Annotated in this window: 19 protein-coding genes; 7 read left to right on the forward strand and 12 right to left on the reverse strand. The window is 59.5% G+C overall.

Annotated features, from left to right (window positions below):
• The first annotated feature begins 10 nt into the window (after window positions 1-10).
• Both J2Y91_RS09885 and J2Y91_RS09890 read left to right on the forward strand, forming a co-directional pair.
• A complete protein-coding gene (locus tag J2Y91_RS09885; RefSeq protein ID WP_048917531.1) occupies window positions 11-1555 on the forward strand; it encodes a methyl-accepting chemotaxis protein in 1545 nt (514 codons plus the stop codon).
• Between the two features lie 146 nt (window positions 1556-1701).
• Window positions 1702-2469 (forward strand): AraC family transcriptional regulator, encoded by a 768-nt coding sequence (locus J2Y91_RS09890; protein WP_133624957.1) that lies wholly within the window; start codon window positions 1702-1704, stop codon window positions 2467-2469.
• On the opposite strand, the gene leuA is transcribed toward J2Y91_RS09890, so the two are convergent.
• Window positions 2448-4124, reverse strand: a complete 1677-nt coding sequence (gene leuA / locus J2Y91_RS09895) for a 2-isopropylmalate synthase (RefSeq protein WP_133625142.1) — start codon at window positions 4122-4124, stop codon at window positions 2448-2450. The genes J2Y91_RS09890 and leuA overlap by 22 nt on opposite strands.
• Before the next feature lie 595 nt (window positions 4125-4719).
• On the opposite strand from leuA, the gene J2Y91_RS09900 reads away from it, so the two are divergent.
• Window positions 4720-6366 (forward strand): dihydroxyacetone kinase subunit DhaK, encoded by a 1647-nt coding sequence (locus J2Y91_RS09900; protein WP_133624956.1) that lies wholly within the window; start codon window positions 4720-4722, stop codon window positions 6364-6366.
• Window positions 6367-6404: 38 nt separating this feature from the next.
• Here the strand turns inward: J2Y91_RS09900 and sbmA are convergent, their stop codons facing one another.
• The gene (gene sbmA, locus J2Y91_RS09905; RefSeq protein ID WP_133624955.1) at window positions 6405-7643 is read right to left on the reverse strand and encodes a peptide antibiotic transporter SbmA; all 1239 of its coding nucleotides are present in this window, start codon (window positions 7641-7643) and stop codon (window positions 6405-6407) included.
• A gap of 454 nt (window positions 7644-8097) precedes the next feature.
• Between sbmA and J2Y91_RS09910 the strand changes: the two genes are divergently transcribed.
• Window positions 8098-10176 carry a sensor domain-containing protein gene (locus tag J2Y91_RS09910; RefSeq protein WP_253538071.1) on the forward strand — a complete coding sequence of 693 codons (2079 nt, stop codon included), beginning with the start codon at window positions 8098-8100 and terminating at the stop codon, window positions 10174-10176.
• Window positions 10177-10227: 51 nt separating this feature from the next.
• On the opposite strand, the gene J2Y91_RS09915 is transcribed toward J2Y91_RS09910, so the two are convergent.
• Window positions 10228-11619, reverse strand: a complete 1392-nt coding sequence (locus tag J2Y91_RS09915; RefSeq protein ID WP_133625141.1) for an MFS transporter — start codon at window positions 11617-11619, stop codon at window positions 10228-10230.
• A gap of 75 nt (window positions 11620-11694) precedes the next feature.
• Window positions 11695-11895, reverse strand: coding sequence for a hypothetical protein (locus J2Y91_RS09920; protein WP_048917523.1), 201 nt, complete (start codon window positions 11893-11895; stop codon window positions 11695-11697).
• Window positions 11896-12070: 175 nt separating this feature from the next.
• Between J2Y91_RS09920 and J2Y91_RS09925 the strand changes: the two genes are divergently transcribed.
• The 3 genes from J2Y91_RS09925 to J2Y91_RS09935 are packed head-to-tail and all read left to right on the forward strand — an operon-like array spanning window position 12071 to window position 15922.
• On the forward strand, window positions 12071-12808 hold the full coding sequence (locus J2Y91_RS09925; protein WP_133624954.1) for a gluconate 2-dehydrogenase subunit 3 family protein: 738 nt from the start codon (window positions 12071-12073) through the stop codon (window positions 12806-12808).
• 2 nt (window positions 12809-12810) lie between these two features.
• Entirely contained in the window at window positions 12811-14595 is a 1785-nt protein-coding gene (locus J2Y91_RS09930) for a GMC family oxidoreductase (protein WP_048917521.1), read from the forward strand.
• A 10-nt stretch (window positions 14596-14605) separates the two neighbouring features.
• A complete protein-coding gene (locus J2Y91_RS09935) occupies window positions 14606-15922 on the forward strand; it encodes a c-type cytochrome (protein WP_133624953.1) in 1317 nt (438 codons plus the stop codon).
• Between the two features lie 130 nt (window positions 15923-16052).
• Here the strand turns inward: J2Y91_RS09935 and araD are convergent, their stop codons facing one another.
• The 8 genes from araD to J2Y91_RS09975 form a co-directional block, all read right to left on the reverse strand.
• Complete coding sequence (gene araD / locus J2Y91_RS09940; RefSeq protein WP_133624952.1) at window positions 16053-16751, reverse strand: L-ribulose-5-phosphate 4-epimerase; 699 nt, start codon at window positions 16749-16751, stop codon at window positions 16053-16055.
• On the reverse strand, window positions 16748-17605 hold the full coding sequence (locus tag J2Y91_RS09945; RefSeq protein ID WP_133624951.1) for an L-ribulose-5-phosphate 3-epimerase: 858 nt from the start codon (window positions 17603-17605) through the stop codon (window positions 16748-16750). The genes araD and J2Y91_RS09945 overlap by 4 nt, the downstream gene beginning before the upstream one ends.
• 2 nt (window positions 17606-17607) lie before the next feature.
• Window positions 17608-18270: a 3-keto-L-gulonate-6-phosphate decarboxylase UlaD gene (gene ulaD, locus J2Y91_RS09950; RefSeq protein ID WP_133624950.1), complete on the reverse strand. Its 663-nt coding sequence runs from the start codon at window positions 18268-18270 to the stop codon at window positions 17608-17610.
• On the reverse strand, window positions 18267-19748 hold the full coding sequence (locus J2Y91_RS09955; RefSeq protein ID WP_133624949.1) for an FGGY-family carbohydrate kinase: 1482 nt from the start codon (window positions 19746-19748) through the stop codon (window positions 18267-18269). Before J2Y91_RS09955 ends, ulaD begins: the two co-directional genes overlap by 4 nt.
• The gene (locus J2Y91_RS09960; protein ID WP_133624948.1) at window positions 19745-21040 is read right to left on the reverse strand and encodes an MFS transporter; all 1296 of its coding nucleotides are present in this window, start codon (window positions 21038-21040) and stop codon (window positions 19745-19747) included. The genes J2Y91_RS09955 and J2Y91_RS09960 overlap by 4 nt, the downstream gene beginning before the upstream one ends.
• 12 nt (window positions 21041-21052) lie before the next feature.
• On the reverse strand, window positions 21053-21523 hold the full coding sequence (locus J2Y91_RS09965) for a NanQ anomerase/TabA/YiaL family protein (RefSeq protein WP_133624947.1): 471 nt from the start codon (window positions 21521-21523) through the stop codon (window positions 21053-21055).
• A 14-nt stretch (window positions 21524-21537) separates the two neighbouring features.
• Window positions 21538-22533 carry a 3-dehydro-L-gulonate 2-dehydrogenase gene (gene yiaK, locus J2Y91_RS09970; RefSeq protein ID WP_133624946.1) on the reverse strand — a complete coding sequence of 332 codons (996 nt, stop codon included), beginning with the start codon at window positions 22531-22533 and terminating at the stop codon, window positions 21538-21540.
• A 272-nt stretch (window positions 22534-22805) separates the two neighbouring features.
• Entirely contained in the window at window positions 22806-23651 is an 846-nt protein-coding gene (locus tag J2Y91_RS09975; RefSeq protein ID WP_133624945.1) for an SMP-30/gluconolactonase/LRE family protein, read from the reverse strand.
• Window positions 23652-23657 lie beyond the last annotated feature (6 nt).

Here is a 23657-nt window from a genome sequence, read left to right on the forward strand (position 1 = left end):
GATTTAACCCATGCGTAATAATTTGCCCGTTACACAGCAAGAGTACCTGTTTGACGATCGCGCCACCCTGATGTCAACCACCGACACCCACAGCCATATCACCTATGCCAATGATGCGTTTATTGAGGCCAGCGGTTTCTCGCCGGAGGAGATTAACGGTCAGCCGCACAATATGGTGCGCCACCCGGATATGCCGCCGGAAGCGTTCGCCGATATGTGGGCGACCCTGAAGCAGGGCGAACCCTGGACCGCGCTGGTAAAAAACCGCCGCAAAAACGGCGATCACTACTGGGTGCGCGCCAACGCCATTCCGGTGGTGCGCGACGGCGTGGTACAGGGCTATATGTCGGTGCGCACCAGGCCAACCCCGCAGGAGGTGCGCGACACCGAACGCCTGTATCAGAACTTCCGCGAGGGCAAAGCCAAAGGGCTGCGTTTTCATAAAGGGCTGATTGTCCGCACCGGCATGATGCGCTGGCGCTCGATTTTCAAAACCCTGTCGCTGCGCTGGCGTATTCGCTCGGCGCTGCTGGCCCTGCTGCCGCTGTCAACGCTTGGCGTTTGGGGGCTGGGGCTGAGCCCGGCCGCGCTGGCGATGTTTGCTGGCGGCATGGCGCTGCTGCTGCTGCTGGCTTCGGCCTGGCTGGAGATGCAGGTCTCCCGGCCGATTGAGCGCGTCTGCCGCCAGGCGCTGCGCGTGGCGACCGGGGCCGATCATAAAGTGGAGCAGATGGACCGCGTGGATGAAGTTGGCACGACGCTACGCGCCATTGGTCAGCTGGGGCTGATGTTCCGCTGGCTGGTGGATGACGTCAGCGGCCAGGCGATCAACGTGCTGAGCGCCAGCGATTCTATTGCCCAGAGCAACAGCGAGCTGAGCCGCCGCACGGAACAGGCTGCGGCCAACGTGCAGCAGACGGCAGCGACCATGAACGAGATGACTGCGACGGTGAAGAGCAACACCGAAACTGCCGCCGAAGTGAAAACCCTGTCAGCCAGCACCAGCAGTGCGGCGGTGCAGGGTGGAGAAGCGATGGCGGATATGGTGACGATGATGGCGGAAATTACCGACAGCTCGAAGAAAATCGCCAATATTACCAGCGTGATCGACGGCATCGCCTTCCAGACCAATATCCTGGCGCTGAATGCGGCGGTGGAAGCGGCGCGCGCCGGTGAGCAGGGTAAAGGTTTTGCCGTGGTCGCCGGGGAAGTGCGCAGTCTCGCCCAGCGCAGCGCCAAGGCCGCCAGCGAGATAAAACAGCTGGTGGAAACCAGCGCCGAGAAGGTGAAGTCCGGCACGCTGCACGTTAACGAGGCCGGTAAAACCATCGAAAGTATTGTCTCGCAGGTGCAAAACGTCACCGCGCTGATTGCCCAGATCAGCTCCGCCACCGCCGAGCAGGCCACGGCCATCGGTGAGATTAGCCTGGCAGTGGAAGATCTCGATAACATTACCCACCAGAACGCCGCGAAGGTGGAGGAGGGCGCGCAGGCCTCCGGCCGCATGACCCGCCAGGCCACTCGTCTGGTCGAAGCGATCAGCGTGTTCCGTTAAACCCACCGGGCGCCTTTTCGCGTTGGGGGCGACCCTTTTTTCCGGTCGCCCCGTGCCAAGGACTGGCACCGTCTTGATGAAGATGATCTTTTCCGATCGACCCGTGATTTTGTTAATCTGGTCCTCCATCCCTGCGTGAGGATCCTATGTCAGCCACCGTCGACTTTTCCTTTGCTCACCGCCCGCTGATCCCCTATGCGCACGACTATCGCCACGGCGACTGCCAGCCGCTGCATCATCATAATTGTGCGCAGCTGGTGCATACGCTGAGCGGCGTGGTGAAGGTGGAGACGCCGCAGGGGCACTGGATTGTGCCGCCGGGGCGTGGCGTCTGGCTGCCTGCTGGCGTGCCTCATGCGTTGCAAATCACCGGAGAGGTAGCGGCGCGTACGCTGTTTGTCGACCCGCTGGCGCGCGCCGATCTGCCCGCCACCTGCCAGGTGGTGCAGGTTTCACCGCTGCTGCGTGAGCTGATAGTTAGCGCGCTGGAGCTGCCGGAGGCCTATGCGCCTGCCAGCCGCGCCGAACGGATTTATGAACTGATCCTTGATGAGATCCGCGTGATGGCCGAGCTGCCGTTTACCCTACCGGAACCGAGCAGTAACGCGCTGATTGCGCTGTGCCAGGCATTACGTGCGGCGCCGGGGGAGAGCTGGACGCTGGAGAGCAGCGCCCGGCGGATGAACGTCAGCAGCCGCACTCTGGCGCGGCGCTTTTATCAGGAAACCGGACTGCAGTTCAGTGACTGGGTGCGGCGCGCCAGAGTAATGGAGGCCCTGACGCGGCTGGCGCTCGGTGAGTCGGTGCTGGCGGTCTCACTCGAGCTGGGTTATGAGAGCCAGAGCGCTTTCAGCGCCATGTTCCGCCGCATTCTCGGCGTGGCGCCCAGCGACTACTTCCCGTCCGCCCGCTGACCCTGTGCCAGCGCATTCAGCAGCGCCTGCAGCGAGGCCCGCGACACGTCGCTGTCGATGCCCACGCCCCACGCGCTGCGGTTATCGGGAAAAGTGCAGAGCAGATAGGTGGCGGAGCGGCTGTCGCTACGCTGGCCGAGGGTGTGCTCGTGGTAATCCTGGATTGAGAGCGGCACGTCAAACGCCTGGCGCAGCGCGTCAACCGCCGCGGACAACAGGCCGTTGCCACGCCCGCTAATCTGCTGCATTTTTTCCCCCTGGCGTACGCTGGCGCTGAACAGCAGTTGGCCCTGGCTATCGCTTTCGCTGCGATACTCCGCCAGCTGGAGCGGCGGCGTATCAATGCCGTACTCCTGGCGGAAAAGCTGCCAGAGCGCCGCCTGGGTCATCTCTTTACTCTCGCGGTCTGCTTCCTGCTGCACCCGCTGGCTGAAGTCCTGCTGTAGCGCACGCGGCAGGCTCAGACCGTGATTCTGCTCGATCATCCACGCGGCCCCGCTCTTGCCGGACTGGCTGTTGACGCGGATCACGGCCTCATAGCTACAGCCGATGTCTGCCGGATCGAGCGGCAAATAAGGGACTTCCCAGCGATTATCCTGCTGCTGTTTGCGTTCGGCGAAACCTTTCTTAATCGCATCCTGGTGCGATCCGGAGAAGGCGGTAAATACCAGCTCCCCGGCATAAGGATGGCGCGGATGCACCGGCAGCTGATTGCACAGCTCGACGACGTCCACCACCTGCTTAATCTGACTGAAATCGAGCTGCGGATGGATGCCCTGGCTATAGAAGTTGAGCGCCATCGTGACCAGGTCGACATTGCCAGTGCGCTCGCCGTTGCCGAACAGGCAGCCTTCGACGCGATCCGCACCGGCCAGCAGCGCCAGCTCGGCAGCGGCAATGCCGGTGCCGCGATCGTTATGCGGATGCACGCTGATGCATACCTGCTCACGCTGCGAGAAGTGGCGGCAGAAGTATTCAATCTGGTCGGCGTAAACATTCGGCGTGCTGACCTCCACGGTGGCGGGCAGGTTGATAATCATTGGCCGCGCGGCACACGGCTGCCACACGGCGGCGACCGCCTCGCAGATCTCCAGCGCAAACTCCGCTTCGGTAAAGCAGAAGGTTTCCGGTGAGTATTCATAGGTCCAGCGCGTCTCTGGCTGCGCTTCGCAGCGTTGGCGGATCAGGCGGGTGGCATTCACTGCCAGTTCAATAATCTGCGCTTTGCTCTGGCGGAACACCAGGCGGCGAAACACCGGCGCGGTAGCGTTGTACAGATGAACGCAGGCACTGTGCGCACCCTTCAGCGCGACGAAGGTGCGGTCGATCAGGTCGTCCCTCGCCTGAGTCAGCACCTGGAGGGTGACATCGTCGGGGATCATGCGCTCCTCGATCAGCTCGCGCACAAAGTTAAAATCGGTCTGCGACGCCGAAGGAAACGCCACCTCAATCTCTTTAAAGCCACACTGCAGCAGCAGCTGCCAGAACTGCTTTTTCCGCACGGCATCCATCGGTTCCGCCAGCGACTGATTGCCATCACGCAGGTCGGTGGAGAGCCAGCGCGGTGCCTGGCTGAGCGTGCGTCCGGGCCACTGGCGATCGGTTAACTGTAACGGAGGAAAGGGATGATACTTGTCAGCGGGGTGTTGCAGCATGGTCTGGCTCCTTGTGTTGTGAGCCGTTAGTCTGACGCGCAGCGCGGCGGCTGGCTGGCGCATAACTGACAACCTGTGGTGCAAAACTGACAGGCGAAAAACATAAAAAAAAGAGCAAACGATGAAGTTTGCCCCTTGTAACGCCCTGGTGGTGGCGTGATAGGTCTGTTATCTGCGGATAAATGATCACTGCCAGCAAGGCTGATAGAAATATCTCATTATATCCTTGCTGCTTTAATGGAGATATAGGCGTGCTTTATTATGTCAGTGGATCTGACACTGAAGGTTATAAGCGTCTTTTCTCATCAGTGCAGGAAGATTAATAGCAAAATGTGATTGATACTGCAATTTCATTTAGTACGCCATGCAGCCACTAATATGTGTTTAAATATTACCACAAAGAAAAAATTCATAACATTCAATTGGTTGGTGTTATTTAGTGTGGGGTTTTTCTGAGTTTAGTATCGCGAAGGTTATTTTTCGCTTTCATCACGCGTGCAAACGACGAATAAAAGGCTATAACTGGACGTTAGCAGACTATTAATTATTAGATGTACAGGTAACAGATATTACTCATGCACAAGAGGGAGAGACAATGAGTCAGTTCTTTATGAATCAGAAGCAGGATCTGGTCAATGAGGCGATTGAAGGAGTGCTGCAAAGCGCGGCCAGCCACAATCTGGCGCGGCTGGCGCTGGGGCCGCAGATGCGGGTGGTGGTACGCAGCGACTGGGATAAGTCGCGGGTTGCCCTGATCTCCGGCGGTGGCTCTGGCCATGAACCGGCCCATATCGGTTTTGTTGGCAAAGGCATGCTAACCGCGGCGGTCTGCGGCGATGTATTTGCTTCACCCAGCGTGGATGCGGTGCTGCACGCCATTATTAACGTCACGGGCGAAGCGGGCTGCCTGCTGATCGTCAAAAACTACACCGGCGACCGTCTCAACTTCGGCCTTGCGGCGGAAAAAGCCAAACAGCTGGGCTATCGCGTTGAGATGGTGATGGTGCGTGATGATATCGCCCTGCCGGATAATCCGCAGCCGCGCGGAATTGCCGGAACGGCGCTGGTGCATAAGGTCGCTGGCTTTGCCGCTGAGCAGGGGCAGGGGTTGGAGGCCGTCAGCGCGCTGGCGCAGCGAGCAATTGATGCGACTGCCTCTATCGGGCTGGCCTTTACCACCTGCCACGTGCCGGGGGAGGATCGTGACGATCATCGCGTCGAGCCGGGGTGCAGCGAGCTGGGCATGGGGATCCACGGCGAGCCGGGCGCCTCGACGCTGAAAACGCAAAACAGCGCGGAGATCGTGGCGGAGCTGACGCAGCGTTTAGCCAGCAAAAGTGGCAGCGGTAAGCTGGCGCTGCTGGTGAATAATCTGGGCGGTTTCTCCGCGCTGGAGATGGCTATCCTGACGCGCGAAACGCTGAAATCTGCTCTCGGTAAACAGGTGAAGCTGCTGATTGGCCCGGCAACGCTGGTCAGCGCGCTGGATATGAAAGGCTTCTCACTCTCCACCCTGCAGCTTGATGATGAGCTGGAAGCCGCGCTGTTAGCCCCGGTAGAAACCAGCGGCTGGGTGCGTGCGTTTGAACCCCAGCCGGCAAAAGAGCAGGAAGCGCAACGCGTCGCGCAGCAGCAGAGCTTTACGCCTTCAAATAATGCGGCCGTGGCCGCCACGCTTCACACGCTGTGCCAGACGCTGATTGAACTGGAGAGCGAACTAAACCAGCTGGATGCCAAAGTAGGTGATGGCGATACCGGATCCACCTTCTCTGCCGGAGCGCGCAGCGTGCTGGAAGCCAGCCAGAACGGGGAGCTGCCGCTCGACCAGATGGATGCGCTGCTTACGGTGGTGGGCGAAAAGCTGGCGAACGTGATGGGGGGCTCCAGCGGCGTGCTGATGTCGATTATGTTTACCGCTGCCGGGCAGCAGTTGAAGCAGGGTAAATCGCTGGCCGCGGCGCTGACCTTTGGCCTTGAACGCATGCAGCATTACGGTGGAGCGGGCGTGGGCGACCGCACGATGATCGACGCACTCGACCCGGCGTTTGCCGCGTTAGCGGCAGGCAAAAATCTGGCCGCTGTTGCTGCCGCAGCAAAGCAGGGCGCGGACAGTACCCGCCAGATGCTCAGCGCCGCCGCCGGGCGCTCCTCCTACCTCAATCAGGAGAGCCTGAAGGACGTTAAAGATCCGGGGGCTTACGCGGTGGAGAGCGTCTTCGCTGCGCTGGCCGCTCAAAGATAATGCTGCGGCAAGGGCCGATCGAAACAGAAGATCGGCCCCTACAGTAGGGGCTGACCCTCTTTTTCGGTCAGCCCGAAGGGATCATCCAGCGTGCGCTCAAAGCCACGCAGACGTTTGTAGATCGACATCAGCTCCACCAGCGTGGTCCATGAGTTAATCAGGTACTGGAATGATCCACGTACCTGATCGAATACGTTAGTGATCTGTCTCATCAGCCCAAGCGTGATCGCACCGGTAACAATCGACGGGAACAGCATCAGCATGCCAAATACCGCGTCCACCTGCAGATAGAAAATACGCACGATATTGAAGTAGAGATAGTGGAAGTAGAGGCGGAAATAGTTCCTGCGCACGCCAAGGAACAGTTCACGCACCGTCGGCGGCTGCGCCCGCGATGCATCATCCTCGCCGTAGACCAGCTCTTTACGATAGGCCGCCTCAACCCGCTGATTGCGGAACGACAGCCCCGGCAGTTTGATGCCGACGATGGCCAGTAGCCCGGTGCCGAACAGCGACCACAACACGGCGGCAATCACCAATGCATAAGGGATGCTGCCCAGAACTGGCACGGTTTTCACATGCACCGACAGCGTTACCAGCACCGGCAGGAAGGCAATCAGCGTCATAATGGCGTTAATAAAGCTGACGCCCATATCCTCCAGCGTGGAGGCAAAACGCATCGTGTCCTCCTGCACACGCTGCGCGGCACCCTCAATGTGGCGCAGGCGCGGCCAGTACTGCATGTAGTAATTGTTCATCGCCGTGCGCCAGCGGAACACGTAATGGCTGATAAAGAACAGATTTATCGTGTTAATCGTTACGTAAATCAGGGCGATGTAGAGAAACGTTCTGGTTAACGCGTAGAGGGTGGTCACCTTAACGGTATTGGGATGCGCCATCGCCTGCTGAATGAGATCGAAAAAAGGCTCATACCAGCTGTTGATTGCCACGCCCAGTTCTACCGAAAACCAGGTAATGAAGATAATCAGCGCGCTGCCGAGTATTGACCAGTATTGCCACGGGTGCGGGCTGGCAATAAACCAGAAACCGGCAAACAGCAGCGTGACCAGCAGGTAGTAGCTGTAGATTGCGAGCATCGATGGGGCAATAAAGCGTGAAACGTTATTCGGTAAAGGCCCGTCGGCAACCGGGGAGAAATGCATCAGGTGAGCGAACAGGCTGTCGGCATAGCCGAACCACAGCAGTATCGCCAGCAGGCTCCAGATTGCCGCACTGCTGAAGAACAGCGCTGGCCTGGGGAAAAAGGATTTAAACATAGGCACTCCGCTGTCAATGTTGGATGGTTATACCCTGATTGACTGTGAGTAATCTCACTGTGGTTGTATCTATTAATTTCAGTGGTGAAGCCTGAACGTTTGAATAAGTTATTTATACCTTTTTTAACTCAATTTCATTTATTTTATAAAAGCCAACAGACAAATTTCCCACATAAATATAAGCGCAGCGGCAAGTTTATTTTTTTTTAGCGCTGAATGTTTTTTAAACAAAGCCGATAACGATCAATGAACCGCAGTGCTGAAGCGGAAATTGCTTGAATTGGCTGATGTTTTCGGTTTATACCCGTGTGGTTTTAACACACACAAAACAGGGTACCTGCGGCGAAAGAGCGCGTGGGACGGTAATTTTTACGTCAGTTAATGGCGTATTGCAGCGTTGCGCATATTTTCTACTGTGGGGAAAATGACGGCCAGCGCCCAGGCGAAAATAATAATGAATGAAGACTCTGATGTCATGTACCGTCTACTGGTACAGAGCGTGGTTGACTACGCCATATATATGCTGACGCCAGAAGGTAACGTCGCTAACTGGAATCCGGGCGCGCAGCGCGCCAAAGGATACCGCCCTGATGAGATCGTCGGGAAAAACTTTCGCTGTTTCTACAGCACTCAGGATCGGCTGGACAAAGTACCGGAGAAGAATCTGGCCACCGCTTACCGAACCGGGCGCTTTGAAGAGCAGGGCTGGCGCTACCGTAAAGACGGCAGCGCGTTTTGGGCCAACGTCGTCATTGATGCGGTTCGCGATGATGACGGCAGGCTGATTGGTTACGCCAAGATCACCCGCGACTGTACCGAGGTGCGCGAGTACGAACAGCAGATCCTGCGTGGGAAAGATCTGGCCGAGCAGAACAGTAAAAAAATGGCCTCGCTGTCAAAATTCCTCGACATTATCGTCGCCAATATTCCGTCCAGCGTGATTGTTGAGGATGTGGTCTCGCGCGAGATCCTGCTGATCAACAGCAAGGCGCAGCAGCTGCTTGGCGGCACGCAGCGCCACTTTATCGGCAAGCGCGCGCCCGACTGCATGACGGCGGAAATGGGCGAATATTTTATGCAGCTCTCCGATGCGGCGCAGCGCAAGGAGGGGATGCAGCGCAACGAACGTCTGCTGAACACGCCGGGCGGCGAGCGTATTCTGAATACCACCGCCACCATTATTCGCGGCAACGACGAACGCCATAACTACGTGCTGCTGATCGCCGACGACGTCACCGATCAGCGTGCGGCGGATGCGCGCATCCACCATATGGCGCACCACGATAACCTCACCAGCCTGCCGAACCGCGTGCTGTTTAGCCAGCGCCTGACCGCCGCGCTGCGCGAGGATCGCGATGCCCGCCGGCTGACCGCCACGCTGGGGCTGGATCTCGATAACTTCAAAAACGTTAACGACGCGCTCGGCCATCAGGTCGGCGACGAGCTGCTGCGTTCGGTGGCGGTGCGTCTGCACTCGGTGCTGCGCGACCAGGATACGCTGGCGCGCAGCGGCGGCGATGAGTTCTCTGTCGTGCTGCCGGGGCTGTCGCATCAGCAGGAGGCGGAAGTGGTCGCCAGCCGCCTGATCGAAACCCTTCGTCCGCCGTTTAACGTGGACGGGCACAACCTCTCCATCGGGCTGAGCATCGGTATTGCCATCGCCGACAGCGGCATGACCACCCCGGACCAGCTGCTGCGCTGCGCGGATATGGCGCTGTATGAAGCCAAGCGCAACGGGCGCAACCGCTTTGAACACTTCACCGCTGCCATGGGCGATATGGCGCAGAAGCGTCGGGTCATCGAGAGCGACCTGCGCGAGGCGCTCACCCGCCGCCAGCTCAAGCTTTACTATCAGCCGATCACCAACAACCTGCATCAGGAGATCATCGGCTATGAAGCGCTGATGCGCTGGCATCACCCGGAAAAGGGCACCATCATGCCGATGGACTTTATTCCGATAGCCGAAGAGACCGGCCTGATCCACAGCCTGGGGGCTTACGCGCTGTATGAAGCCTGCCGCGAGGCCGCTACCTGGCCCGGCGATCAGAGCGTGGCGGTCAATCTGTCGCCGCTGCAGTTTAAAAACAGCGCCCTGGTGTCGGTGGTGGAAGCGGCGCTGAAAGATTCCGGGCTGGCCCCGCATCGTCTGGAGGTGGAGATCACCGAATCGGTGCTGCTGGATAACACGCTGGTCAATATCCATATTCTGCAAAAGCTTAAGGCGTTGGGCGTGCATATTGCGCTGGATGATTTCGGCACCGGCTATTCATCGCTCAGCTACCTGCGCTCATTCCCGTTCGATAAGATCAAGATAGACAAGTCGTTTATCAATGATATGCATGACAGTCGGGAAGCGCTGGCGATTATCAGGGCGATTACCGGCATGAGCCGCAGCCTGGATATTCAAATCACCGCCGAAGGAGTGGAGAGCAACGAGCAGTTCGAACGGCTGAAAGCGGAAGGGTGCACCCTGTTCCAGGGCTACTACTTTGGCCGCCCGCAGCCGTCGGAGAGCCGTTTGCAAGAGTTTTAATATCCGTAGGGGGCGACCGCTGTTCTGGTCGCCCCGCCAGCCTCCACCGGTTTAAATATTCTCTAAATTTATCCCGCGCGTTTTCGGCCCGAAAATGCCGATGGTTAGCATCACGATCAACATGCTGACCACGATAAATGCGATCACCCCCTGGGTGCCCGCCGCCTGCAAAATCATGCCGATAATCAGACTGCTAAACACCGTCGACAGGCGGCTGAACGAGTAGCAGAAGCCGACCGCACGGGCGCGAATATAGGTCGGGAACACCTCGGTCTGATAAGCGTGATAGCTGTAGGTCAGCCAGGCATTTGAATAAGTAATGCAGAAGCCGCAGAGGATCAGCATCAGCGGATTATTCTGCAGCGCAAACAGCGTGCCGAACACCACCGTCATCAGCGACGACAGAACGATCTGCCACTTGTTCTCAATCTTATCGGCGTAGCGGCTGCAAATCAGCGAGCCGAGCGGGTAGGCAAGGGTAATAAAGAATGCGTACAGCAGGCTGTGGGTGATGGTCGCGCCTTTGCCGGACAGTAGCGCGGGCAGCCAGTTGCCGAAGCCGAAGAAACCAATCGCCTGGAAGATATTCATCACCACCAGCATCAGCGTGCGCCGGCGGTATTGCGGCGCCCAGATATCGCGAAAACGGCCTTTACGCTGGCTGATTTCTGCCGTTTCAATCTCTTGTGGATGTGGGGCGCTGTCCGCCGCGCCGCAGCGAATTTCCACCGCGCTGACCACCTGATGCGCTTCCTGATGGCGCCCCTGCTGCGCCAGCCAGCGCGGAGACTCCGGCAGGTTCTTGCGTACCAGCCAGATAACCATTGAGCAGACCGCACCGGCTATCACCACCCAGCGCCAGCCTGTCAGGCCAAGAATGGTCTGCGGCACCAGCCACCAGGACATCAGCGCCACCGCCGGTACCGATAAAAACTGTACAAAGAAGGCGAAGGCAAAGGCTTTGCTGCGCAGGCGCGTCGGGACACATTCTGTAAGATAAGTATCGATGGTCACCAGCTCAATGCCCAGCCCGACGCCGACCAGAAAGCGGCAGAAGATGATCCACTCCGCCTGATTCTGAAACGCCATCAGCAGTGAAAAACAGCCGTACCACGCCAGGGCAAACATAAACGTCAGGCGGCGGCCAAAGCGATCGGCGTAAGGGGCCAGCAGACTGGCCCCGAAAAACAGCCCGAGGAAGGTCACGGAAGCAAATGCGGCCTGGTCAGATATGCCAAATACGCCGAGATCGCCAACATGAAATATGCCTCCGGCGATTAAACCTGAACTGATATAGCCCGTCTGGAACAGATCGTAGAGTTCGAAAAAACCGCCAAGCGAGAGTAAGGCAATAAAGCGCCACAGCCCGGCAGAAGCGGGAAGGGCATCGATGCGTTCAGATAATTTATTGTTATTAAAGGGTTTGTGTTGCGGTTCGGGCATCCCTGGGGCGCAGGCTTCACTCATGTTACGTTCCTGATAATCATTGCACGGTAAAATAATTTTCCATGCTAATAGTTAGCAGTAAAATTTAAATTTTGAATTACGCCCTGTAAGCAGAAAAATAAGCATAAAAAATGGCAATGGCCGTTTTGCTGCTATTTCTTCCTGTTTCATCCGCCAGGCGTTCAGACTGAAGCTTGCGCAGTTGTTAATGATTTTGTGCCATTTTGTTTCCATACCCTCACGCTTTTCCCCGGTTACTGTTACAATCTGCATTATTGTTACCGGTAACAATCTGCCGGTAGATACCGACCTGGTAAAAAAGCAGGCGGCGACTCACTATTGTCCCTACACTTTGTGTCATTAAAATTGTGTCACTAAACTTTTTGTCATTAAAAAAGCGACCCCCCATTTTAATCAGCACCCTGTGCTGGTTCGAGAAGGCAATGTCATGTCAGAGCAAAAAAACGGAAGCACGCGCAGAGACTTTCTGCTGAAAACTATCACCCTCGCCCCGGCGATGGCGATTGGCTCCGCAGGGCTGGGTTCACTGGCCGCCGCTGCGCCCGCCGTGGCGAAAGAGGCCGCTAAAACCGGGCCACAGCAGGCGCGCGAGTACCAGCCAACGTGGTTTACCCCCGAAGAGTATGCCTTTCTGCAGGCCGCCGTTGCGCGCCTGATCCCGGCCGATGAACGCGGCCCTGGCGCGCTGGAAGCGGGCGTGCCCGAGTATATCGACCGCCAGATGAACACCCCGTATGCCACCGGCGCCAACTGGTACATGCAGGGGCCGTTCCACCCGGATGCCGATAAAGCGCTGGGCTACCAGCTGCCATTGACCCCGCGTGATATCTATCGCCTTGGCCTGGCCGATGCCGATGCGCTGGCAAAACAGCAGCATGGCAAGGTGTTTGCTGCGCTAAGCGGCGAGCAGCAGGATGCGCTGTTACAGGCGCTGGAAGCGGGCAGCGTGGAGCTGAAACAGCTCCCTGCCAAAACCTTTTTCTCCTTCCTGCTGCAGAACACCCGCGAAGGGTTCTTCAGCGACCCGATCCACGGCGGCAACCAGGGGCTGGTCGGCTGGCAGCTGATTAACTTCCCCGGCGCGCGCGCTGATTTTATGGACTGGGTGGAGCGCGGCGAGCAGTACCCGCTGCCGCCGGTGTCAATTCGTGGGGAAAGAGCATAACCATGGCAAACGTACAGAAGAAAGTCGATGCGGTAATCGTCGGTTTCGGCTGGGCCGGGGCGATTATGGCCAAAGAGCTGACCGAAGCCGGTCTTAACGTGGTGGCGCTGGAGCGCGGCCCGCATCGCGATACCTATCCTGACGGTGCGTATCCGCAGGTGATTGACGAACTGACCTATAACATTCGTAAAAAGCTGTTCCAGGATCTGTCAAAAAGCACCGTGACCATCCGTCATAACTCCGCGCAGACCGCGCAGCCGTATCGTCAGCTGGCGGCATTCCTGCCCGGTACCGGCACCGGCGGCGCGGGCCTGCACTGGTCCGGCGTGCATTTCCGCGTCGACCCGATGGAACTGCGCATGCGCAGCCATTATGAAGAGCGCTACGGCAAAAACTTTATCCCGGAAGGGATGACCATCCAGGACTTCGGCGTCACTTACGACGAGCTGGAACCCTATTTCGACCAGGCCGAGAAGGTGTTCGGCACTTCCGGTTCAGCCTGGAGCGTAAAGGGTAAAGTGGTCGGTCAGGGCGGCAAAGGCAACCCGTTTGCCCCGGACCGCTCCAGCCCGTTCCCGCTGCCCGCGCAGAAGCGCACTTACTCGGCGCAGCTGTTTGCCCAGGCGGCGGAAAGCATTGGCTACCATCCGTACGACCTGCCTTCTGCCAATACCTCCGGCCCGTATACCAACACCTACGGTGCGCAGATGGGGCCGTGCAACTTCTGCGGCTACTGCAGCGGCTATGCCTGCTATATGTATTCCAAAGCCTCGCCGAACGTCAACATCCTGCCTGCACTGCGCCAGGAGTCGAAGTTCGAGCTGCGCAATAACGCTTACGTCCTGCGCGTTAACCTGACGGACGACAAGAAGCACGCGACTGGCGTCACCTATGTTGATGCACTGGGGCGTGAAAACGAACAGCCTGCTGACCTGGTGATCCTCTCCGCGTTCCAGTTCCACAACGTGCATCTGATGCTGCTGTCCGGCATCGGCAAGCCGTACGATCCGGTGACGAACGAAGGCACCGTCGGGCGCAACTTCGCCTATCAGAACATCTCCACCATCAAAGCGTTCTTCGATAAAGACGTGTTCACCAATAACTTTATCGGTGCAGGCGGCGCGGGCGTTGGGGTGGATGACTTCAACGGCGACAACTTCGACCACGCGCAGTATGGCTTCGTTGGCGGTTCGCCGATGTGGGTGAACCAGGCGGGGGTCAAGCCGATCTCCGGCCTGCCTACCCCTCCGGGCACGCCGAACTGGGGCAGCAAGTGGAAAGCGGCGGTGGCCGATCACTACACCCACCACGTGTCGATGGATGCCCACGGCGCGCATCAGTCGTACCGCAATAACTACCTCGACCTCGATCCCAACTACAAGGATATCCACGGCCAGCCGCTGCTGCGTATGACCTTCGACTGGCAGGAAAACGACATCAAAATGTCGCAGTTTATGCACGGTCGCATGCACAAGATTGCCGAGGCGATGAACCCGAAATTGATCAGCGGTGCGCCAAAAATGCCGGGCGCGCACTTCGACACCACCGTCTATCAGACCACGCATATGAACGGCGGCGCGATCATGGGTGAAGATCCAAAAACCAGCGCGATTAACCGTTATCTGCAGAGCTGGGACGTGCCGAACGTCTTTGTGCCGGGCGCCTCCGCTTTCCCGCAGGGGCTGGGCTACAACCCGACCGGTATGGTGGCGGCGCTGACCTACTGGTCGGCGAAGGCGATTCGTGAACAGTACCTGAAAAACCCGGGCCCACTGGTGCAGGCATAAGGATAAGCAGATGAAAAAGTTACTTCTTATTGCCCTGCTGCCGGGCATGCTGGCGTTTAACGCGCTGGCAGAGGATAGCGCGGCGGCTGAAATTCAGCGCGGTGAGTATCTGGCGCGCGCCGGGGACTGCGTGGCCTGCCACACCAAAGCGGGCGGCGAAGCATTTGCCGGTGGCCTGCCGATGGCAACGCCTATCGGCACCATTTACTCCACCAATATTACCCCGGACAAGCAGAGCGGGATTGGCGGCTACAGCTATGACGACTTCCAGAAAGCGGTGCGTCACGGCGTGGCGAAAAACGGCGACACGCTCTACCCGGCGATGCCTTACCCGTCCTACGCGGTGGTCAGCGACGAGGATATGCAGGCGCTTTACACCTACTTTATGCACGGCGTTAAGCCGGTGAACCAGGCGAACAAAGAGAGCGACATTCCGTGGCCGCTGTCGATGCGCTGGCCGCTGGCGATCTGGCGCGGCGTATTTGCGCCGGACGTCAAGGCCTTCCAGCCGATCAAAGGGCAGGATCCGGTGCTGGCGCGCGGCCAGTATCTGGTTGAGGGCCTTGGCCACTGCGGCGCCTGCCATACGCCGCGCAGCATCACCATGCAGGAAAAAGCGCTGAACAACGAGGAAGGCAGTGATTACCTCTCCGGCAGCAGCGCGCCCATCGACGGCTGGACCGCGAGCAATCTGCGCGGTGATGGCCGCGACGGGCTGGGCCGCTGGAGTGAAGATGACCTGGTGCAGTTCCTGCGCATGGGCCGTAACGATCGCACCGCGGTATTTGGCGGTATGACCGATGTGGTACAGCACAGCCTGCAGCACCTGACGCCGGAAGATGCGACCGCGATTGCACGCTACCTGAAATCGCTGGGGGCTAAAGATCCCAACCAGGTGGGCTTCACGCCGGATGATGCAGTGGCGAAAGCGCTGTGGAAGGGCGACGACAGCAAAACTGGCGCATCAGTCTACGTTGACAGCTGCGCGGCCTGCCATAAAACCGACGGCAGCGGCTACCAGCGCTTCTTCCCGGAGCTGCGCGGTAATCCGGTGGTGCTGGCGGAAGATCCGACTTCGCTGATTCATATTGTGCTGAGCGGCGCACAGCTGCCGGGCGTCAAGGATGCACCAACCACCATCACCATGCCGGCCTTCGGCTGGCGCCTGAACGACCAGCAGGTCGCAGACGTGGTGAACTTTATCCGCACCAGCTGGGGCAATACCGCGAAGTCTGCGGTATCAGCCAGCGACGTGGCGAAAGTGCGCAAGGATGAAACGGTGGTCAATCAGCAGGGCAATGTTGATGTGGAGAAGTTGACGCCATAACGTTGAGCTGGCCTTGCGGGTCGATCGGAAAAGATGATCGACCCCTACGGTTCGTGGGCATTTCCGGTTCGGAAAACCCGGCCGTTGTAGGGGCGGACCTTCTGTTTCGGTCCGCCCGCCAATGGGCACTCTATTGCCCGTAATACGCCCCCGCCCCATGTTTACGCAGATAATGCTTATCCAGCAGCACCTGCTGCATATCGCGCATCCCCGGCGTCAGCTGGCGCGAGAAAATCCCCATATAGGCAATCTCCTCCAGTACCACCGCGTTATGCACCGCATTCTCCGCGCTGCTGCCCCAGGCAAACGGGCCGTGGGCGTTGACCAGCACCGCCGGGATCGCCGTCGGGCTGATGCCGCGTGACTGGAAGGTATCAATAATCACCTCGCCGGTGTTGTGTTCGTAATTCTCCGCGATCTCCTGCGCTGTCATCAGACGGGTGCAGGGAATGGTGCCGTAGAAATAGTCGGCGTGGGTGGTGCCCCAGGCGGGGAGATCCAGCCCGGCCTGCGCCCAGATGGTGGCGTGGCGCGAATGGGTATGAACAATGCCGCCGATATCGTTAAACGCACGATACAGCGCCAGATGGGTCGCGGTATCAGAAGAGGGCTTTTTGCTGCCCTCCACGGTGCGGCCGCTCTCCAGCTCCACCACCACGATATCGTCAACGGTCATAACGTCATACTCCACGCCGGAGGGTTTGATCGCCACCAGCCCGCTGTTGCGGTCAATGGCGCTGACGTTGCCCCAGGTGAAGGTCACCAGACGGTGGCGCGGCAGGGCCAGATTGGCCGCGAAAACCTGCTGTTTCAGCGTTGATAAACTCATTGTAAGCCTCCTTCCTGCATTTTCTGTTCAATCCAGCGCCGCGCCTGCACAATCTCGGCCACCGGCTCCTCGGCTTTTTCTGTCCACATCTCAATCAGAAACGCGCCACGATAGTTCAGCTGTTTCAGCGTGCGGAACACGCCAACAAAATCGACGCAGCCTGCGCCAAACGGCACGTCACGAAACTGCCCCGGCGAGCTGGCGGTGACGGGCTGCGTATCTTTGAGGTGGATAGCGGCGATGCGATCAATGCCCAGCGCCAGCTCGGCGGCGACGTCATTGCCCCAGGCGGTCAGATTGCCGACGTCGGGATAGACGGTGAACCACGGCGAGGCCTGCTGCTTATCCCAGTGTTTCCACTTGCTGATGGCGTTGATAAATTCGGTATCCATAATCTCGACGGCCAGCATCACCTGCGCGGCTGCGGCGCGATCCACCGCCCACGCCAGCCCTTCAGCGAAGCGCGCCACCGTCCCCTCGTCATGCGCTTCGTAGTAAACGTCGTAGCCCGCCAGCTGGATGGTGCGGATGCCAACGTCCTTTGCCAGCTGGATCGCCTGCTCCATCAGGCTATAGGCCTGCTGGCGTATCTCCGGGTCGTGACTGCCAAACGGGAAGCGGCGGTGGCCCGAGAGGCACATCGACGGGATGGTCACGCCGGTTTCCATCATTGCGTTGACCAGCGAGAGGCGCTGCTCTTTGCTCCACTGCAGGCGCGACAGCCGCAGATCGGTTTCGTCCACCGACATCTCGACAAAGTCGAAACCGCAGGCTTTTGCCAGCGCCAGACGTTCCGGCCAGCTCAGGTGAGGCGGCAGGGCTTTTTCATAAATTCCCAGCGGATGTTGGCGCATGATTATTGTCCCCAGATGCTGGCAATGGCCTGATGGAAGTCGGCGGCGGTCGCCCGCCCGTCGGCGCTTTCGCTCAGCGCCCGCCCGACGATAAACGCCTTCACGTCGATGTTTTTAAACTGCGGCAGTTCGTCCGGGGTAATGCCGCCGGTGACCGACAGGGCAAAGCCCAGATCGGACAGGGCTTTCATCGCGTCCAGATCCTGCTGGCTCCACTGCTGGCCGCTGGCCTGGGCATCGCGTCCACGATGGTAAATGGCCTGCGTCAGCCCCAGCTCGCGCCAGCGCTTAGCATCAGCCAGCGTCCAGTGGCCGAACAGCTCAATCTGAATGTCGCCCTGATGCTGGTGGGCCACCTCCAGCGCGCTGGCAAAGGTCGCCAGCGGGGCTGCGCAGATCACCGTCATCCAGTTGGCGCCGGCTTCAAACGCCAGCGTCGCCAGCGTCGCCCCGGCATCCGCCACTTTAAAATCGGCCACCAGGGTTTTCGCGGGCAGCTGCTGACGCAGCTGGCGCACCGCGTCTATCCCGGCGCTGAAGCACAGAATGGTGCCGGCTTCGACAATATCGACCTGCTGATGCAGGCGCTGTGCCGTCTCCAGCGCGGCATCCAGCCGGGTGTGGTCGAGGGCCAGCTGAAGCTGGGGAACCCGGGAACGGCTCATGATGTGACTCCTTGTGTGGCGATCAGCGCCGCCAGTAGTTGCTGATAACGTTGATATTTTTTCTGATACAGGGCATGACGCTCGCTATCGGGCTGGTAGCTGACCATTTCGGGTACCAGCGCCTGCTGTGCCTGTTGCAGCGAGACATACGCCCCGGTTCCGGTCATTGCCGCCAGCGCTGCGCCCAGGCAGCCGCTCTCTTCGATCTGCGGGATCTCCACCGGCAGGCCGCTGGCGTCGGCAAACATTTGCATCCATACCGCTGAACGCGTCGATCCCCCGCTCAGGCGCAAGGCCTTGACCTGCGGGAAGCGTGTCAGAATGCGATTGAGGTGGGTGAGGTGGGAGAACACCACGCCTTCGTAGATCGCCTGCACCAGATGGCCGCGCTGGTGGCCCGCCTGCATACCGAAGAAGCTGGCGTGCAGGTCAGCCCCGGCGTTGCAGCCGTAGAGGAACGGCAGGAACAGCAGGGAACTCGCGGCTGGCGGTAGTTCCGCCACCCACTGATTAAGCAGGTCGTAGTCATCGATGCCCCACTGCTGGCAAAACCACTCCAGATTGGCGGCCGAGGTCGGGCTGGCTTCGTGAATAATGTACTGGCCGTCAATGGCATAGCGGCCGTAAACAAACGGATAGTCGGCTTCGTCGCTGATGCGATCGGTAATCCCGCTGGTCACCGACCAGGTGCCCATGACGGCGTTCAGTCGGGTATCGTCATGCAGCCCGGCGCACAGCGCGGTAGAGACCACGTCGAACAGCCCACCGACCACCGGCGTGCCCGCGCGCAGTCCGCACAGGGCGGCCGCTTCAGCGCTGACATAGCCCGCCATGTCCGTTGGCCCGACAATCGGCGGCAGGGCAGGCAGAATATCGCCGATGCCGAGAGTTTCTGCCAGCGCGGCGGACCAGCCGCCCTGCTGCATGTCGTACAGGTTGGATTCGGAGATATTGGTCTCTTCGCAGGCCAGCTCTCCGGTCAGGCAGTAGCGCAGATAGTCATGGGCCATCAGCACGCTGCCGATCGCCGCGTAGCGCTGCGGTTGATGCTCCTTCAGCCAGCGCAGCAGTGACACCGGATGTCCGGTCCATAACGTCTGTCGGGTGAGCGGATATAGCGTCTGCGGCATGCCGTCACGCTGCCACTGCTGCACCAGCGCCAGCGCCCGGCGGTCGGAGGAGAGAATGCCGTTACCCAGCGGCTGCTGCTGTTTATCCAGCAGAAACAGCCCTTTGCCCTGCGCCGAAATGCCGACGCCGGCAATCTGTGCGGCATCCAGCCCGCTGCGTTTCAGCACCTCTGCGATGACCCGTGCGGCCTGCTGCCACAGCAGCGGCATATCGCGCTCGGCCCAGCCCGGCTGCGGCACCTGCACCGGCAGCGTCTGGCGTGACACTGCCTGTTCGCGGCCCTGTGCGTCATACAGCCCGGCCTTAATAAAGGTGCCGCCGCAGTCCAGCCCTAACCAGTAATTCATGCGGCCTCCCGGTGCTGCGCATCGCAGCGGGCTGGCAGCGTTAACGCCAGCAGTGAGGCAATCGCCAGCGCGATCGCCAGGCTGTAGACCCCGGCATCTTTGCTGTACGCCACGATTAACACCCCGACCATATAGGGGCCGCAGAAGCCACCGAGGTTGCCCAGGGCGTTAATCACCCCGCGCGCACCGCCGGCCACTTCGGCATTAAACAGGCGTGGAGGAATGCTCCAGAACACCCCAGCCGCTGACTGGATAAAGAAACCGCAGCCAACCAGCGCTGCGTAAGACCACCAGATATGCGCTTTCAGCACTACCGACAGCGCCATACACAGGGCAAAACCGGCCAGCGGCAGGGCGACGAACAGCTTGCGGCGTCCGGTGGCATCCGACAGCGCGGAGAACAGGAACATGCCGAAAATCGCGCAGACATAGGGCAGGATCGCCAACATGCCGACCTGCTCCAGATTGCCGTGGGTCAGCCCTTTGAGAATGGTGGGTAGCCACAGGGTGTAGCCGTAGATCCCGGTCTGATAGAAGAAGTTCACCAGGATCAGCCGCCACATCACCGGCTCACGCATCACCTGACGCAGTGAGGCTTTACGGCTGTTTTTGCCTTTGATCAGCAGCTGCTCGTCGTGCAGGGTTTTGATCAGATACTGTTTTTCCGCCGCGGAGATCCACTTCGCCTCCTGCGGGCGGTTGCTGATGGTGAAATGCCACAGCGCCATGACAAACAGCGACAGCACACCCTCAACGAAGAACAGCATGCGCCAGTCCCAGGCGGTAATGATCCAGCCGGAGAGCGGGGCGGTGAGGATCCCGGCGATCGGCACAAACATGATCACAATGGCGTTGGCGCGGCCGCGCTCGGCATCGGGGAACCAGTTACCGATCATCGTCAGCACCACCGGTAACATCCCGCCTTCGGAAACCCCCAGCGCAAAACGCAGCGCCAGCAGCTGATACTGATTGCTGGCGAGGCCGGTCAGCAGGGAGATTACCGCCCAGGCCAGCAGTGACCAGCCGATAAAGCGTTTACCGTTGCCGTAGACCGCCAGCTTGCCCCCCGGCACCTGTAAGAACAGATAACCGATAAAGAAGATGCCCCCGGCCAGTCCGGCCATTGAGGCGCTGATGCCGAGATCGGCATCCATCCCGCCCGGCATGGCAAAGGCGATATTGACCCGATCCATATAGGAAATAATGCAGGTGATCAGGATCGGCGGAATGATCCGCAGCCAGCGCAGAGACGGGATCCCTTCGCGGGCGAGGGTGGTAGACGTCAGGCTCATAGCGATCCTCTTTTAGTCAGCGAGATCGGCCACAGGGATCTTTACCACCACCTTGCGGATCGCCTCAGGGGCATGCAGCGCGCAGTTTGGGCGGTGAATATCCTGCGGGAAGAACACCGCGAAGTTTCCCGGCCGCATCCGCAGCAGGGTTTCATTGGCGGCATCCTGGTAAAAGATGATGTCGCGTACGTCATCATACGGCTGGTGGATCGCCGGTTCCGCTCCCCCGGTGGAGACGCCCATCAGCTCATTGCCGCAGACCAGGTACTGCACATCGATAAAGTGCCGGTGCGCCTCCGGGTAGTTGTCGCCGTGCGGGGCGGTTTGCAGGTCAAGCACCTGCACCTGCCAGCCGGTTTGGCTGTCCTGGTAACGCCCGGCGGCCATCGTGGCCAGATCGTGGCGGGCTAAATAGTCGATGGCGCGCGCAATCGCAGGCGGATAGTGACGGGCATCGGTGTGGTTGATATGGCCAAAAATCATGCGGTGTACTCCCGTTACAGTGCCTGGATGCGTGCCCAGACGCGTTCATCCACCGGAATGCCGAGGCGCTGGTTTTCAGCGCGAATACCGGGGAACTTGTGGCCCGGCAGGCGGATCGCCTGCTGGTCGGCGCGCTCGGCACCGGTAATCGATTCGCGGATGCGCGCCAGCTTGCTGTCGCGGGTGGCGCCGTCGATCAGGCGATCGACATCGATGGCGATAAAGACCTGGGAGATGCCAAATTCGTCGCCGTTATCCTCGGTCACTTCGGTAACGGAGGCCCCGTCAGAGAGCAGGGTGGCGACCATATCCAGCACGATTGAGAGCGCGGAACCTTTCCAGTAGCCCATGGGCAAAATGCGGCGATTTTCTTCTATCGTGGCGGGATCGCGAGTGTATTGGCCGTCATTGTCAAAACCGCCGTCGACCGGCAGGGTTTTGCCCGCCAGGCGGTTCACTTCCAGCATGCCGTAGGAGAACATCGACATCGACATATCGACCATGGTGATCGGTTCGCCCGGCACGGCAACGATTAGCGGGTTGGTGCCGATGGCGCAGCTTTTGGCCCCCCACGGCGGCATAACCGCAATGGAGTTGGTCCAGCAGACGCCGATATAGCCTTTTTCTGCTGCCTGCCAGCCGTAGCTGCCGCCGCGCATCCAGTGGTTGGCATTACGCAGCGCCACCAGACCGATCCCGTGGCCGTCGGCCAGTTCAATGGCGCGATCCATCATGCTGCGGGCGGTAAGATTGCCTATCGCACGGTGCGCATCCCACTGTTCGATCGCCCCCAGCGAGAGGATCTTTTCGGCTTCTGCCTGCGGCACGATATGCCCGGCGTCCAGCTGCTGGATAAAGCGGGGAAAACGATTCACCCCGTGGGAGTAAACGCCGCTCTCGCTGGTGTCAGCGAACAGGGTGGCACAGCTTTCGGCTTTCTCTGCTGGCACACCGCGCGCCAGTAACACCCGCAGAAACTCCTGTTTCAACTGCTGATAGCTGATTCTCATACTGCTGTTTCTCCCCGGAGATGGCTTTATTTCAATATATGGAATGTCGTTCCAAATAAATCCTATGCGCCTGACGAGGACAAGTCAAAGAAATGAGCTGTGATTTTGTCTTTATAAAACAGTGAGATAAAAATAGTATTGGGTTCTGTGATCGGTAACACATCGGGTGAAGTCGTGGCGTGGGGAAGCCGGGTCAGGCATGCCTGACCCCGACAAAAAAACGCATCGCGGCCATCCCTTACCGTCAGGGCGTGGCACGCCTTGCCCGGCCGTTAACCGACGATCGCCCGGTACAGCGAGGTGGTGGCGGTAATATACAGCTCATTACCCTGCGGGCCGCCGAGGGTGCAGTTTGACACCCGTTCCGGCACCGCGATCTTGCCGCGCGTCACGCCTTTGCTGTCGAAAATAATCACCCCGTCGGCGCAGCTACAGTAAAGATTGCCGCGCGGATCCACGCAGAAGCCATCCGGAAAACCGGGGGCCACCTCGGCAAACAGCCGCCCGCTGCCCAGCTCCCGGCCATCTACCGGATAGACCCTGAGCTGGCGGCGACCCAGCGTCGGGAAGTCAACCACCGACATATCCGCGACATACAGCAGGCTTTCATCGGGCGAAAAGGCCAGCCCGTTGGGGCGTTGCAGATCGCTGGCGGCGATGGTCAGCCGCTGTTCGATCGGATCGAAGCAGTAGAGATAACAGCCGATCACCTGGCTGTGCGCGTGATAGCCCTCCTCGTCGCTGACGATGCCGTAAGGCGGATCGGTGAACCAGATCGTGCCATCGGATCGCACCACGACGTCGTTCGGCGAGTTGAAACGCTTGCCGTCCACCTTCTCCACCAGCAGCCTGACGCTGCCGTCATGCTCGGTGCGGCTGATGGCGCGGCGGCCATGCTCGCAGCTCACCACCCGGCCCTCATTATCCAGGGCATTGCCGTTGGCGTAGTGCGACGATGCCCGCCACAGGCTGACTTCGCCATTGCGCTGCCAGCAGAACATGCGGTTACCCTTCACGTCGCTGAACACCACTGCATCCTGGCCGGGCAGCCATACCGGCCCCTCAGCCCAGATGGCCGGGGAGCAGAGTTTTTCCAGCGTCAGATTATCGGTCTGCATAGCGCC

The organism is Erwinia aphidicola (assembly GCF_024169515.1).
GTDB classification, from domain to species: domain Bacteria; phylum Pseudomonadota; class Gammaproteobacteria; order Enterobacterales; family Enterobacteriaceae; genus Erwinia; species Erwinia aphidicola.